The organism is Pseudomonas sp. PD9R (assembly GCF_019200975.1).
GTDB lineage: Bacteria > Pseudomonadota > Gammaproteobacteria > Pseudomonadales > Pseudomonadaceae > Aquipseudomonas.
In genome coordinates this window covers 588,864-603,738 of sequence record NZ_JAHTMR010000001.1, presented here as the reverse complement: position 1 = coordinate 603,738, position 14,875 = coordinate 588,864, and the positions used below count along the sequence as shown (strand labels likewise).

12 protein-coding genes are annotated in these 14,875 nt (G+C 56.2%); 2 read left to right on the top strand and 10 right to left on the bottom strand.

The annotated features are described in order from the left end of the window. Positions 1-57 precede the first annotated feature (57 nt). The 10 genes from KUF73_RS02745 to KUF73_RS02700 form a co-directional block, all read right to left on the bottom strand. The gene (locus KUF73_RS02745) at positions 58-804 is read right to left on the bottom strand and encodes a WecB/TagA/CpsF family glycosyltransferase (protein WP_218436495.1); all 747 of its coding nucleotides are present in this window, start codon (positions 802-804) and stop codon (positions 58-60) included. Further along, positions 804-1,991, bottom strand: a complete 1,188-nt coding sequence (locus KUF73_RS02740) for a glycosyltransferase family 2 protein (RefSeq protein WP_218436494.1) — start codon at positions 1,989-1,991, stop codon at positions 804-806. Before KUF73_RS02740 ends, KUF73_RS02745 begins: the two co-directional genes overlap by 1 nt. Next, entirely contained in the window at positions 1,988-3,190 is a 1,203-nt protein-coding gene (locus KUF73_RS02735; RefSeq protein WP_218436493.1) for a glycosyltransferase, read from the bottom strand. The genes KUF73_RS02740 and KUF73_RS02735 overlap by 4 nt, the downstream gene beginning before the upstream one ends. Before the next feature lie 75 nt (positions 3,191-3,265). Next, entirely contained in the window at positions 3,266-4,189 is a 924-nt protein-coding gene (locus KUF73_RS02730) for a DUF535 family protein (RefSeq protein ID WP_218436492.1), read from the bottom strand. Between the two features lie 7 nt (positions 4,190-4,196). Then, positions 4,197-5,174 carry a glycosyltransferase family 2 protein gene (locus KUF73_RS02725; protein WP_218436839.1) on the bottom strand — a complete coding sequence of 326 codons (978 nt, stop codon included), beginning with the start codon at positions 5,172-5,174 and terminating at the stop codon, positions 4,197-4,199. 5 nt (positions 5,175-5,179) lie between these two features. Beyond that, positions 5,180-5,704, bottom strand: a complete 525-nt coding sequence (locus KUF73_RS02720; protein ID WP_218436491.1) for a serine O-acetyltransferase — start codon at positions 5,702-5,704, stop codon at positions 5,180-5,182. Positions 5,705-5,711: 7 nt separating this feature from the next. Next, positions 5,712-6,668 carry a glycosyltransferase family 2 protein gene (locus KUF73_RS02715; RefSeq protein WP_218436838.1) on the bottom strand — a complete coding sequence of 319 codons (957 nt, stop codon included), beginning with the start codon at positions 6,666-6,668 and terminating at the stop codon, positions 5,712-5,714. Next, positions 6,661-7,278 (bottom strand): acyltransferase, encoded by a 618-nt coding sequence (locus tag KUF73_RS02710; protein WP_218436490.1) that lies wholly within the window; start codon positions 7,276-7,278, stop codon positions 6,661-6,663. Before KUF73_RS02710 ends, KUF73_RS02715 begins: the two co-directional genes overlap by 8 nt. Positions 7,279-7,379: 101 nt before the next feature. Then, positions 7,380-8,876: an FAD-dependent oxidoreductase gene (locus KUF73_RS02705; protein WP_218436489.1), complete on the bottom strand. Its 1,497-nt coding sequence runs from the start codon at positions 8,874-8,876 to the stop codon at positions 7,380-7,382. Positions 8,877-9,207: 331 nt separating this feature from the next. Further along, entirely contained in the window at positions 9,208-10,584 is a 1,377-nt protein-coding gene (locus tag KUF73_RS02700) for an oligosaccharide flippase family protein (RefSeq protein ID WP_218436488.1), read from the bottom strand. Positions 10,585-10,678: 94 nt separating this feature from the next. Here KUF73_RS02700 and KUF73_RS02695 point away from each other — a divergent pair, with 94 nt between their 5' ends. Beyond that, on the top strand, positions 10,679-12,205 hold the full coding sequence (locus KUF73_RS02695) for an O-antigen ligase (protein ID WP_218436487.1): 1,527 nt from the start codon (positions 10,679-10,681) through the stop codon (positions 12,203-12,205). Between the two features lie 5 nt (positions 12,206-12,210). After that, entirely contained in the window at positions 12,211-14,829 is a 2,619-nt protein-coding gene (locus KUF73_RS02690; protein WP_218436486.1) for a cellulase family glycosylhydrolase, read from the top strand. Positions 14,830-14,875 lie beyond the last annotated feature (46 nt).

Sequence of the window (14,875 nt, the reverse complement as noted above, 5' to 3'; positions counted from 1 at the left end):
GGTACAGACAGGGTGCCCTTGCAGGTGCAACACCTGGCTAGCGGGCCCAGGCATTCGCTAAGTCGTCGCGTTTCCGGCTCTGCAAATCAACGTGCGCAACAAGAACATTGGATTACCCACCACATAGCGCGAGAACAATCGCCTGGGTTCACTGATTAACCTGAACACCCACTCACAACCGAGCCAACGCATCCATTGCGGGGCTCGACTCACCTTGCCACCGAGAAAATCCAGAATCGCCCCTCCGCAGACGATCAGGCAAGGTGCTCCACTGGCCGCCAGTCTGGCAGCAACGGCTTCTTGCTTGGGCATGCCCATGCCCAATACAACCAACTCTGGCTGCCACTGCCGGGCAAGTTCCATATAGGTATCCACGCCGGCAAAACCATGGTGAGCGCAAACCACGTCTACGCCATACACCGCTTCACTGTGCCGCACCGCATTGTTTAGCCAGGTGTCTTCAGTGCCCCAAAAAGCCACGCGCCGTCCTTTGAAGGCTGCCAGCAGTTTGGGGATCAGATCCGTACCGTTCATGTTGAGTCCCGGCACCAAGGCAAGTCGACGAAACAGAATGGCCATGCCCGAACCATCCCGTAACAACACGTCGGCAGCGCACAGCGAATGGTAGTAATCAGTGTTGCCCGCCACCAGGTTCATGGCATGGGCATTGACGAACCCAAGCACTGTTGCCACCTCGGTATGGGACAACGCATCAATCAGCCTCTGTTCATCATCCCGATCACTGACCACCCGGAGTTTCTGGATAATCGTTTTCCAGTTATGCAGCCATGCCGAAGCGCCCATCAACTGTCATCCCGCTTGGATCGCACCCACTCAACCTGGCGCTTGAGCAAAAAGCCGATATAGAGAGGGATTTTCTTCAGTGCGTAGAACGGCGCATACAACAAGGCTGAAAAAGCAATGATTCCCCGACCAAACCGGCTCCATGCCAGCAAGACAGTCACTCCCAATATTGTCACCCCGGCAGACGCTATCAACGCTGGCGTCAACGCGCCGGACAACGCAAATACCAACCATGACAGACCCAATACCGCCACCAGGACCAACGTCAACAAAGCCAACGGCGGGACCAGCAGATCCAGCGTCATGGCCAGCAGGCTGCCGTTACCCTTACCAATCGACTCCACCAACAGCTTCGGCGTGTCGCTAAGGATTACCCCGAGATGACCATGTTCCCAGCGCGTACGCTGGGTGGTCAGGCCCTCTTCACTGCGCGGAAAATAACTGGTTACCAGCGCATCGGGGCAAAAGAGTGGCGGCTTGCCGCTTCGACAGAAATCCAGGCCCATCTTCAGGTCTTCGACGATGTGGCCGCTGGCTAAATCGATTAAAGGCAGATCCCGCCAGGCGAAAGCCATTCCAGAGCCCATCAACGGGCAGGGTAAACCGAGCCGGGCCCATCCCCGCGGTCGCACCAGATTTTTCACACACCAGGCAAACTCGGCAAGCCGCACTTTTAGCCCGGACCCTGCCGGAGCGTGCATTAAATAGAGTGATTGAACTGGCCGCCCTGAGTCGATGCAACAAATGGCCAAACGCTCAATAGAGCCTGCGCTTACCTGGCAGTCAGCATCGACAATGATGACGACGTCCGGCGCAATATTCGCCAAATGACGGACGCCATAGTCCAGCGCATATCCCTTGCCACGTTGTTGGTCATTGTTGCGTTCCACTACCTCGGCACCCGCGGTGCGGGCCAGGGCGGCCGTGTCGTCAGAACAGTTGTCCGCCACCACCAACAGGCAGTCGCCCGCCTGCAGTTGAGGTCGAATTGTGTTTAACGTTGCGACGATGATCGAAGACTCATTGTGCGCCGGCACCAACACCGCCACCCGTGGTCTTGCCCCTTGCACTGACGGCAGCGATCTCCCAGGCAGGCAGGCCAGAAGGACCTGGATAAACAGCACCAGTACCGGCAGGACAATGAGCAGCAGCAGTGCGCTGAACAGCCAACTCAACAAAGTGATCATGCTTGCGCCCTGAATAGGTGAGCCAACTTGGCCGCTTCGGTATCGATGTCGTGTCGCTCCAGCACTCGCTGATAAGCGGCCTCGCCCATGCGTTGCAATACTTCGACAGGTTGCGCCAGGCAATCAGCCAGCGCCGCCGCCAACTCGTCGACATCGCCAGCGGGAAACAGCCAACCGTTCTCGCCCTGGCGCACCAACTCGGGAATGCCTGCCACATAGGTCGTCAGTACTGGTCGGCGTAACGCCATGGCTTCCATGATCACCACCGGCAAACCCTCGGCGAAACTCGGCAGCACCAAGGCCCTCGCCGCAAGGATTTCCGCTCGCACTTGCTCGCTACTGATCCACCCGGTAATTCGCACCTGCGCCTGCAAACCATGCTGCGCAATCAACGCTTCAATTTGCTCGCGCATTTCACCGTCGCCGGCCAGCACGATCTCGAATTCCATCCCTCGTGCGGCGAGGATTTGCGCGGCTTCAAGCAGCAGCAACTGGCCCTTCTGCTCACACAAGCGCCCCACGCACACCAGTCGCGGCGCGGTCGGCACGGCAACGGCCGGCACATTGTGAAACGCCTGCTCCAGGCCGCAATGCACCACTTTTACCCGCGGCCAATGTGCATGATCCACCCAGCGAAACAACTGGCTGCGACCATAGGCGCTGATCGCCGCCACAAATGCCGCGCGCCGGACCTTTTCGCCCAAATGAATAAATTGCGGTTTGTCGAACTCTTCCGGGCCGTGCACGGTAAAGCTATAGGCGGGCCCGCCAAGTGCGTTGGCCAACATCACCACCTCGGTCGAGTTCGTACCGAAATGCGCGTGCACATGTTTGGCACCCGACGCTTGCAGCCAGGACAGCAGGCGGCACGCCTCGAACAAATAGATCAAATGGTACGGCCAGGCGCGATCGGCACGTCGGCTCATGCGCAATGCCAGCCATAGCGCCGAGAGAAAGCGTCGCGGCTCGGCGCGCAACACCTGCAGCACCGGCATCAACAGCCCTTTGACGCCGTCCTGCAGTACATATTGAGTTTTGCTGCGCTCGGACTCGTCCTCGGCATCCACCAACTCGGCATCCCAGCCACGCAACGCAACACGCTGCACCTCTAAGCCCTGGCGTTCCAACGCCAAAATCTCGCGACGAATGAAGCTATGGCTGACCTTGGGGTATTGATTGATGAAATAAGCGATACGCATAGGGACCAAGCTTAGTTTTCGTTGCGGAGGATGATTACTGCGGGTACTTCCACAGTAGTACAGTAACCTGGGCCGTCAATTTGCTGCATAGCAACCGACCAACACGGTATCTATCTTCGTAAACGTATCATCCAGTAGTTCATAGCGCCGGCGGTACATGGCGCGCTTTTTTGAAGCAATAGAATCCAGCGGCTTGCGCGACGGCGTCATGGGAATCTCGAAAAAGTCTTCGCGCTTAGATGGAATTGCACCATGTTCCAGCCATATCGAATCGTAATCCGACGCCAGTTCCAGTGCTTTATGAGCGCCAAAGTAGGGATGGCGATGATGTCGATAGCCATCCCCGACGGCAAAAATCTTTCCGACGCCCATCTTCACGGCAATGTACTTGATAACTTCAATCAGGAAACTTCTTGGCCGGAGGCCTTCGAAATCCTTTGTCAAATCCCGATAGATACTCAAGGATTTGTCACTCTCTATGCCCTTGTGTATCCCTTGAACCGCGCCGATAAAAATACAGAGTTCACCCTCTGTGTAACACAAGGTGAAGGCGATGGAGGCAATCCGCAAATCTTCCTGGAACAAGTTAAGCACCAGTTCCCCTTCGCGCATAAACCATATTGGGCGATCCAATACCAGGGAACAACTCGCGGAAAACTCCGACAAGTCGCTCAGGCGCAAACTGTCCTCTCGTCCATAAAGCAATAACTGCGGGCAGTTTTTGGCGACCACTTCGTAATGCGAGGCCAATACACTTAGTTTGTCCTGAGGGCTCCAGCTTTTACTGATGTAGGGCCAATGAACGACCCCCAGACAATCCCCGCCTAACTTATTAAAACCGGAATCGCCTAGCGCGTTAGACATACGCGACAAAAACAATTTCAGTTCGGCCCGGTTTCTTACAACCAGGATCAGCATCTTAAGCTTATTTTTCAAGGCTCTCAGGGAATACCCTGCATGTAAGGAAAACATGCTTTTTAATGCTGACCAATCATTCATGGACGTCTCACTTGTATTCGATCAACGACGTCTTGCCGGCGCCGAATCTGTTCAGTAGAAACTTGATTTGCCCGAGCATCTCGGGAAACTTCCCCAGCACGAGAAAAAAAGCCAGCCGCCAGTTTTTGCCAGAAGATCCACGCCCCCGACGGGCCAAACGCACGACCTGCAGCGGATACGCCAACAGCAGAAGCAACCCGGACCACCCCAGCAGCAGGCACGTGATCAACGTTGCCAACGGGATTCCCAACCCCCAGAACCAGGCACGGCGCGACTCTCGCCGCCAATGTTGCTCCGGTGTGGCTCCATGCAAAAATGCGCCCTCGGCAAAGGCATAGCCCCCGCGCAGGGTGCGTCGCCACCATTGGCCGAATCGGGTCATGGCCGCGTCGTGCAGGGTCATTTCGTCAGCCAGGCGCCAGACCTTCCACCCCTTCGCACGCAGGCGCACGCACAACTCCGGCTCTTCCCCGGCAATCAGGTCCGCTCGAAAACCAGACACCGCGACGAAAGCGTCGGCCCGCATCAGCGCATCGCCCCCGCAAGCCTTGGCCTCGCCTATCGGCGTGTCCCATTCGAGATCACACATAAAGTTATAAATAGAGCGCGCCGGAAAGCGTTCACGCCGCCGCCCGCAGACCACTGCCACCTCGGGCTGCGCGTCGAGAAAAGCCTGTGCCCGGGGCAGCCAGCCAGCGACGACTTCGCAATCACCATCGACAAACTGCACATAGCGCACCTGCGACAACAGCCGCTGTACACAGGCGAATCCTTCGTTGCGCGCACGCGCTGCGGTGAAGGGAATCGTCATGTCCAGTTCGACCACCTCGGCCCCAAGCTTCAAAGCCGTTTGCACTGAACCATCGGTTGATCCGGAGTCGACATAAACAACCTGCTGCGCGGCACCGACCAGCGAGGCCAGGCAACGCTCAAGCCGCAAGCCTTCATTGCGACCGATGACAACCACACCGATGCCAGCAGCCAGAATGTTCAAGAGCACTCCCTGGTTTCTGCACTTTGTCTTCGCTTGATCGTCGCAGGCACGCCCACTGCAACCGAGTTATCCGGGACATCGGTCAGTACCACGGCATTGGCACCAATTACCACGTTGTTACCAATGCGAATATTGCCCAGGACCTTGGCCCCTGTGCCGATATCAACATTGTTGCCAATCACCGGGGCAATCGGTTCATTCACATTCTTGAGCCCCACCACCACGCCATTGCGGATACGGCAATCGTCGCCAAACTGCGCATAACCACTGATGATGATTCCGCCGAAATGATCGATGACGAAATTGCGCCCGACCACAACCTCACACGGCAGCTCGATGCCCGTGATGATCTGCACGAATTTGAAGAGCACTTTGTAGATAAAGGACAACAGCTTGCGTAACAGCGCTGGACGCACGCCGTAACGCCAGCGCCCAAAGCGATAAACCAACATCACCCAGAACCCTTGGGCCGCCCAATCACCCGCGTATGCGCGCAAGTCCGCTCGTATGTTTTCGAACATGGATGATCTACCGTGTGGGTTGGGTCGCGAGTCTGGTTTTGAGCAGCAGCGCCCAGGTAGCACGCATGTGCTGCCAGCACGCCCCAATGGCGGCCAGGCCTCGGCCTTTCAAAAGCGCCTTGAGCGCCAGAATCAAATCGCCCAGGCTCACCAAAAACATATGGAACGCCAGCCCCGCCAGACCGTGGTGTTTGCGGAAGTACAAAAGCTCGCTTTCGATTTGTATGGTTGAGATTTGGCGGCTGGCGGCATTGAGCTTATCTACAGATTTGGCACTTTCACCGCCGATATGCACGACCGTGGTATGCGGGTAGTAAACCACCTTCCAACCGGCCTCTTTGACGCGTTTGCAGTGATCAACCTCTTCGTAATAAAGAAAGTAGCGCGGGTCAAACAAGCCGACCTGATCAATCACTTCGCGGCGAATCAGGTAATAGCAGCCAGGGACCCAGTCGCATTCACGCACTGCGTTGTGATCCCAGGTCATGTCGTCGACCTTTTTCACCCAAGGAAAAAAACGTTCTATCCCTGCATGCGCGATGAAGACATTCAACGGCGTCGGAAAATAGCGGCAGGAGGGTTGCAAATCGCCCTCGCGCCCCACCAGCCGAACGCCCAGCACACCGCAGTCAGGATGAGCCTCCATGTATTCCAACGTCTTGTTCAGGGTATCCGCAGCAACGAACGCATCGGTATTAAGGAGTAACGCGTACTTGCCCTGCAGATGTTCAACCAATTGATTGTTGGCACGACCAAAACCAACATTGTTTTCGTTGGCCAGTTGCAATGCCTCTGGACAAATAGTTGCCAGGCACTCCAGCGAATTATCGGCAGAGGCATTGTCCACGACTAGATAACGCGTGCGATGTGCATTATTGGATTGGCGTAACGCATTAAACATGGGTTGCAACAAAGTTGCTGTGTTGTAATTAACGACCAACACATCCAGAGGAGCACTAACCATTGGGTTGTTCGCCAAAAAAGTACTCTGCTCTCATGGCTTGCAGCTTCGGTTCCAGTTCCGGGTCAAACAACCCATCGCGTTGCTCGATCAGGTCGATCCACGGATAGGCGGAGCAACGCTCCTGGATATTCTTCACCAGCGTTTCCATCGTACAGATAACCCTGGCTGGATTACCTCCGACCACCATCCCGGGCGGAACGTCCTTCAGTACAACAGCGCCAGCGGCCACGACTGAATCCGGGCCAATCGTTACGCGCGGCATGACGATAGCGCCATGGCCGACAAAGGAATTGGCCCGGATGTCGACGCCGCCGACAGAATCGAGTTTTGTTCCGTCACGCGCATTGAGTACATGGACGATGCCATCGTGGCCGAAGATTGTGCAATCGGATAAACCTACGTTGTCGCCGAGTCTAAGCATCGCCGGGTCGGTGATGTTGCACCCGAGGTTGATCCATGCACCTTTACCGACGGAGTGAAGCCCCCCCCATCGCCCCATATGTTGGGCCCATTCATACCCGTCCGGTTTACAAAACTTTTTGTAGAGCGAGGTTCCACGCCCTGTTGTTTTGGCGTAATGAGCAATTGCACGTTTTACTAGACCAATCATCCTGTCAGCCTCAAAAATTCAGCAATAGACGTCTGTGCCAAGGTTAGATACACCTTGATTCTTGATTACTCACTCTCTAAGCGTAGCCCCCTCCCTGAATTTCAACTCGGAAAATCTACAAACTCGTGGGTTCCGGAATACCTGCCCACGGCGGGTCCCATCTGCTGGTTAAGGTAGTCCGCCAGCCTCAGGGCCAGTTGCAAAAGAGGCATCGTGGGATTGCTTGCACCGCCAGTCGAAAAAACACTACTGCCCGCGACATAAAGATTCTCGACACCGAACACTTTGCAGTTTTCGTCGACAACGCCAAACTCAGGCGAAGCGGCCATTCGTGTGGTCCCCATGTGATGGGCATGGGGATTGACCTTCAGCGGTAAGGAGGTGTCATAAACGCACTCATCCAGTTTGACAAAGCCCAGCCCGGTCTCGGCAAAACACTTCGCCACTTCGAGCCCGATGGACTTGATGGTATTTCTGTCGGCGGGGGTCAATTCCCAATGAATGTTTACCTTTCTCATTCCTAACGCATCGCGCTCTTCGAGCAATGAAATACGGCTATCGGGGTTGGGAAATTGTTCGATCAACGTGCCGAGCACCCCATCCCCCGGGCATTCGAATTTGGTAATGAATTCAATTTTGTGTTCCGCACCGATGTCGCAGACGAGATTTTCGAAAAAGTCCTTGATTGCCGCCATTCGCCCATAGGCTTTCACTTCCGATACAAGCGAGGCCGTCACGTTTCCTTTACCCGACTGGTGCTCCATCACAAACGCATCGGTGGTGAAGTACTGCCGAGCATCCGTATCCTGGTCGCCTTTGAGGATGTAGGTACCCATTGCGACGTTCAGATGCTCCATGAAGCACCTGCCGACAAAACCATTTTTGCTGACGATACCGCCAGACGCCAGGGACTCACTGTTGAGCAACTGCCGGGCATTCTCGATTGCGCCTGTCGCCAGGATGAATTGCTTTGCCTTGACTTTCTCTCGGTGCATTCCGTAGTCCGCGACGACTATCGTCGCTATGCGACCGGTCTTGCTGTCGAACTCAAGATCGACACAGTTGCAATTGATGAAGACATCGAGCCCCTCGGTCTCTTCAAGATCCTTGGCATATTTTTGGGCAAATCGCGTCGGCGGGCTAAGCAAGAAACGATCAGCTTCAAAATCGGCGCCGTCCAGCGTGGCGTTGATCGTCTTGAATCCTGAATCCGCCGGCAGATCGACGATCGCCATGGCCGCTGGCAGATTGCGCTCCATCTCGGAAAACTCGATGGGCCAACCAGGCAAATGCACGGGAGGGCCTACGGTAAAGTCGGAGCGTTCGAAGGGACGGCATCGCCCGGCCCAATGATTGGAGGTCCCGCCAAGAAAGCGCAGACGGGTTTCCTCTGCGTAGACTTCGAGGCCTGTCGATGGGCACGTGTAGAGGTTCTGCGAAGTCGGTGAATACTCGTGCCCACCGCCCTCGACAAGCAGCACACGACGGCCATTACCGGCCAGGCGCAAGGCCAGCGTAATACCGGCTGGCCCCCCTCCGACAATGCAGACGTCATAGTGGTCGCGGAGTTCTTTCTGCGATTGGTAATCTTTGATCATGCTTGCGCTTGCCGAAAGTGATGGGCTGGCAGCACCCATCCGTTGATGACGACAAACTCGGATTTCGCCACAGAAGGCCGAGCTACAGTTTCGGAAACTCCAAAGACGAGCCCCCCAACACTCAACAGGGCAAACGCCTGGAGGAAGCCCCTGCGCCCCATCACAGAGGTATTCAAATCAGTTTCTCTCATGATTCAAAGCTCCACGACATCGAGATTGCGTTGGATATTTCAACTACACATCAAGGCCACAATTGTTTGGCGCCAACCATCAACACTTCAATGGCGACGCTGTACTTCAGCTTTGGAGACACCAAGAGAAATAGATCAAATCAGAGCCAGTTGGCAAGAGCCGTCAATAACTCTCCGCACAAAGCCCCCACTGCCAGCATTGGCAGCACCACCAGTTCACGTTTGAGATTGAACATCCCCAGACGATAATTGACATAAAAAACCAGGAAGAGCGTAGGAAACGTATACAGGGCCGCGCCCCAGATCGCCCATTTGACCCCGCCAAGCGCTAGCAGCAGAGGCAACAGAACCCACAACGAGACCACGCGGATAATGTTGTCCATGGCCTGGTATTTTGTATGCCCCAAGGCAATCCACACCTGATTCGCCAACATATAGCGCATCGTGAAAAAAGACAGTGAAAGAATGGCCAGCATGTTGCCGGCTTCAGCGTAACGCTGATCGTACAAAACGTGGATGAGCAGCGGACTGCCGGTCAGGAACAGCCCACAGAGAAACAGACAGGCGAGATCGAACATCAATTTCAAGCGGTAGTACAACGCGTGGAGCCGTGCAGTGTCATTGGTTCTTGCGGCCTCACTGAAGGCCGGCAAGGCTACTGCCCCGATTATCCTTTGCAACCCAAGCTGAACAGCTCCCAAAATCAGCACGGCAATGGAGTAAACGCCCAACTCGGTGGTCGTCATACTGCCGCCGAACCAGACGCGGTCACCGTACATGGCCAATACGCCCACGACCGATGACAACAATATCCAGCGGCCGAAGCCGACCAATTCGTCGAGCGCGGAACGCTCCCACTGCAGACGGTTGGACGGGCCCTCAAACCAGATATGCCCCAGCACAGTGTTGACCAGCGACTGGACCAGGCCGGCAATCACCAGCGACCAGATGGACCGAGTGAAGTAGCCAACGACCAACATGACCAACAGCCCGACGGCCTGAGACGCAAACTCGGCGAGTACCACTTTCTTTTGCTGGAAAGCGCGCACTGCCAGGTCGATTTTCGTCGACTGAAAACCAACGATGATTGCCGAGAAGCCGGTCACGACCAGCACCAACGGCAGCTCCGGGGCGGCGTAGGCGGAATCGGGCGACCACAGATCGAGGGTCTGTGCATACCAGGCGAGGGCCGCGAGAAGAAGTGTCGAAGCAAACAGGATAAAGCCGCGCACGATCTGCACGGTCCAGATGGTGTTGAGAAAAACTGGATCGTCGCCACGCGCGCTCTGAATAATGTTCTGGCGCAAGCCGACATCGGAAAGCAGGTGAAGCACCAGCGAAACGGTGATGGCGATCATCATGATGCCGAACATTTCCGGCATCAGCAGACGGGCCATTATCAGGTTGCCACCCAGGCGAATGGCTTGGGATGTGACCAATGCCCCGACGTTCCATGCTCCAGCAGAGATCGCTCGCTTACGAAGGCCAGACGATGGCGAGAAATCAACTAGCGGCATAGCATCAACTCCGGCTCAATGGTACGAAAGGTACTATAGTCGCATTTGGCCATTCCACTAGTCGTCGCTCATCAATCGATAAGTCCAAGCACCCATGCCTGAGCATTTACGCGCGTTAATCGTCATTCTGGTCCTTGCCGGCATCGTTTTTGCTATGGCACGCCGACCGGCAGCAGACCTGATCCCTGACCAAGACTTCACTCGCCGGCGCAATCTGTGGTTCGTTCTGACGCTAGTGGCCTTTCTTGCGCACAGTTTCTGGGTGTACGCGGGCATCGCCGCTATCGTGATGACCGTCGCGCAAAAACGCGAACGTAACCCTGTTGCACTGTTTTTTCTGCTGCTGTTTCTCATGCCGCCGGGAGCAGCGGAGATACCCGCCTTTGGCCTGGCCAACTATTTCTTTACCCTGAACCACATACGCCTTCTGGCATTTTTCATATTGATGCCGGCGTTTCTCGCTTTACGCAGGCGAGCAGACACCGTGCCATTCGGACGCACGTGGCCCGACAAATTGTTGGCCGCCAACATCGTGCTGACGAGCCTGCTTTACCTGCGCGAAACCACGGTCACCGACACGTTGCGCCAGACGCTTTATCTGTTCATCGAAGTTTTTCTGCCTTACTACGTTGCCAGTCGCGCGCTGAAGAACCTCAGCGACTTCAAGGACGCCCTGTTTGGTTTTGTCATCGCCGCCATGGTGCTGTCGCTTATTGGTCTGTTCGAATATTCCCGCAACTGGCTGCTCTACACCGCGCTGACCGATGCCTTGGGCGTGCAACAGGAAATGACCAGCTACTTGACGCGTGGCGGTTCATTACGCGCCAGCGTCACCACCGGCCAGGCCATTGCGCTGGGCTTCGTCATCAGTGTGGCCATCGGGCTGTTCCTGTACTTGCAGGAGGATGTACGCAGCAAAATGCAGCGAGGCCTTGGCGCGCTATTGCTCGCCGGTGGCCTGTACGCGCCACTGTCGCGTGGCCCCTGGATCGGAGCAGCCGTGATGATCGTCGTGTTCATCGGCACCGGCCGCAAAGCGTTCAAACGCCTGATGCTGCTGGCGCTCGCAGGCGTCATCGCCCTGCCCCTGCTGGCCGTCGTACCGGGCGGGCAAAAAGTCATTGACCTGCTTCCTTTCATCGGCACGGTGGAAGTCGAGAACATCACCTACCGGCAACAGTTGATCGATAACTCAATGATCGTTATCCAGCGCAACCCCTGGCTGGGCTCTTTCGATTACCGCAGCCAACCGGAAATGGTGGCATTGACTCAAGGCCAGGGGATCATCGACATCGTCAACACCTACATCGGTGTGGCGCTGGCAGTCGGGTTGGTTGGATTGGCTCTGTTCGTGGGATTTTTCGCCGCTGTTCTGCTTGGCATCCGCAAGGGGATGCGTTCGTTCCCTCACAAAGATGATGAGTCACGTCGACTCGGGCGTGCACTCCTGGCGACACTGGCCGGAATTCTGATCACCATCGTGACCGTTAGCAGTATCACAGTTATCCCGGTGGTGTACTGGTCGGTGGCCGGACTGGGGGTTGCCTACGCGCAGATGGCACGCAGGCTCAAGCAAACCACCCCGGCCGTCACGGCAAGTGCCCATCTCCAACTCAGGTAGAACTCATGCTCCCGTTGTTTCGCCGCCCCCGGATATTGCTCCTGCTACTGCTGTTTTTTGCTGTTTGGCCGTTGCGTACCTGGGCGTCTGACTGGGTCGCCAGTGTCGAAGAGCGCAATGGCCTGCCAGCACTCGCGCGTGGCGGTAGCCCGGCTGTTGCCAGCAAATTCTCCTTCTTTGGGAGCAACTGGGACTGGACGTATTTGCAGACCGAATTCAAGGTCAATGGCCCTTATCGATACTCCCTTGCCGGAAAAAACAAAGCGCTGGATTTCGACTTGGCTGCACAGATTCAGAAGCAAGACGAGCAAACGATGACCTGGAACTTTGTCCTGGATGCACGCAGCGAGAAGTCGGGCTTGTCAGGTGGCGGTATCGTCTTCAACTTCGACTCCGCCCTTTTCGCCGGAGAAATGGGCGAGCCCACTTTGCTAGCTGACAACCGAGGCTGGTCGTGGGGCAACGCACAAGGACGACACATCGAAATGCGCTTCGAGCCCGCGCTGGCGGGTGTGTACTTTGAACCGGGCGGTAAATCCGAGGTGCGGGCTTTTTTCTACAAGAACACGATCAAACCTGGCCGCCAGGCATTCACCGCCACCTTGAGCGTTTCCGGGGATATGGCGGTCGGCCCGACCAGCAGTGAGCGCTTCGGGCTGACTGACCCGAAGACCTGGCCGACTGACAAGCTCGACAGCAATACCTCGCCGGTCGACCTGTCCTTTCTCAACGCTCAGGAAAAACCGGCAGGCAAGCGCGGCTTTATTAAAGCCTCCGGCGAACAATTGCTGTTTGCGGACAATACGCCGGCGCGCTTCTGGGGCACCAACCTTTCGGCCTATACACTGTTCAAAACCCCGGACGATGCCATCAAGCAGCAGGCCAAACGCCTGTCCGCACTGGGTTTCAATCTCGTACGACTGCACCACCATGACTCGCCATGGGTCTTGCCGAACATCTTTGGCGACGTCCGGGTCACGCGTGACACCCAGCAACTCAGCCCGGAATCGCTGAGAAAACTCGACTGGTGGATCAAGTGCCTGAAAGACGAAGGCATTTATGTGTGGCTCGATATGCACGTCCAGCGAGCCCTTATGGCAAACGACAACATTTATGGTTTCGATGAACTGCCAAAAGAAGAGCAAAACATCGCCTATCTCAAGGGCTACAACTATGTGAATCTCACCATTCAGAAAGCCATGAAGCGTTTCACCGAAGCCTATATGACCCATGTTAACGCCTACACCGGCCTCGCCTACAAAGACGATCCGGCGATCGCCGCCGTCCTGATTACCAACGAAAATGACATTACATTCCACTTTGGCAATGCCCTTCTGCCAGACAAGCAAGTGCCAAAGCACAACCGCGTCTATATGGCAGAAGCCGAGGCCTTCGCCAGCCAGCACAATCTTTCGGCCAACCAGACCTGGCGTGCCTGGGAGCCAGGTCCCTCCAAGCTTTTCCTTAACGATCTTGAGCGACGTTTCAACGTCGACATGATTCAACACCTGCGTGGAATAGGCGTGAAGGTCCCCATTGCCACGACCAGCACCTGGGGTGGCAATGCCTTGAACTCCCTGCCGGCCCTCACCGCCGGCGACGTAATCGACGTCCATAGCTACGGCGGCTCCGGACAGATAGAAAAAAACCCGCTCTACAGCGACGGCATCGTGAACTGGATTGCCGCCGGCCAGGTCATTGGCAAACCCTTGACCGTCACCGAATGGAACAATGAGCCCTTCCCGACGCCAGACCGCCACTCGCTGCCACTCTATGTCGCTGGCACCGCGAGCCACCAAGGCTGGGACGCATTGATGCAATATGCCTACAGCCAGGAGCCACTGGGGGGCGAAGGAATGAGTGCCAGCAACTGGCACGCCTACAACGACCCTGCAATGCTGGCCACCCTGCCCGCCGCCGCATTGCTTTATCGCCGTGCGGACGTTCACGAAGCCACGACGACCTACGTCTTCGCGCCGACGCCAGACACCCTGTTCAATCAAATGATCACACCGGCCAACTCTGCTCTGCTGCGCACCGCCATGGAGAAAGGCAAGCTGGAAATCGCGATGCCACAGACGCCGGAATTGCCCTGGTTGCAACAAAGCGTTATCCCGAACAGTGCACAGCAATTTCATGACCCGAATCAATCGCTGCTGGACGCCAATGCCAGCGAATCCACAACCGACACGGGTGAGTTGAAGCGCAACTGGAAACAGGGCGTCTACACCATCGATACGCCGCGCACCCAGGCCGCGACCGGCTGGATCGGCGGCGAGTCGGTCAGCCTTCGCAACATTCAGGTTCAGGTGAAGACCGCCAACGCCAGTGTGGTGGTGCAAAGTCTGGACGATGCGCCCTTGGGCCAATCGCAGAATCTACTGATTTCGCTGGGCACCCGTGCCGTTCCCCAGGACAACGACAAAACACCTTTTTACGTTGAGCCCCTTGAGGGCACGCTGACAGTCCAGGCGCCGCAAGGCTTGACGCTGTTCACCCACGGCGTACTGGGGCAAATGAAGAAGCTGCCCGCGGCTTACCTTGATGGCCGCTATACCATCAAGTTCGACGGCTTGCAGGCGTCGAGCTGGTTGTTTTTGAAAAAGGCCACCAGTAAGCAGTGAAGTCAACCAGGCAGAACAACGCCTGCAGCGTTGTTCTGCCTGGTTT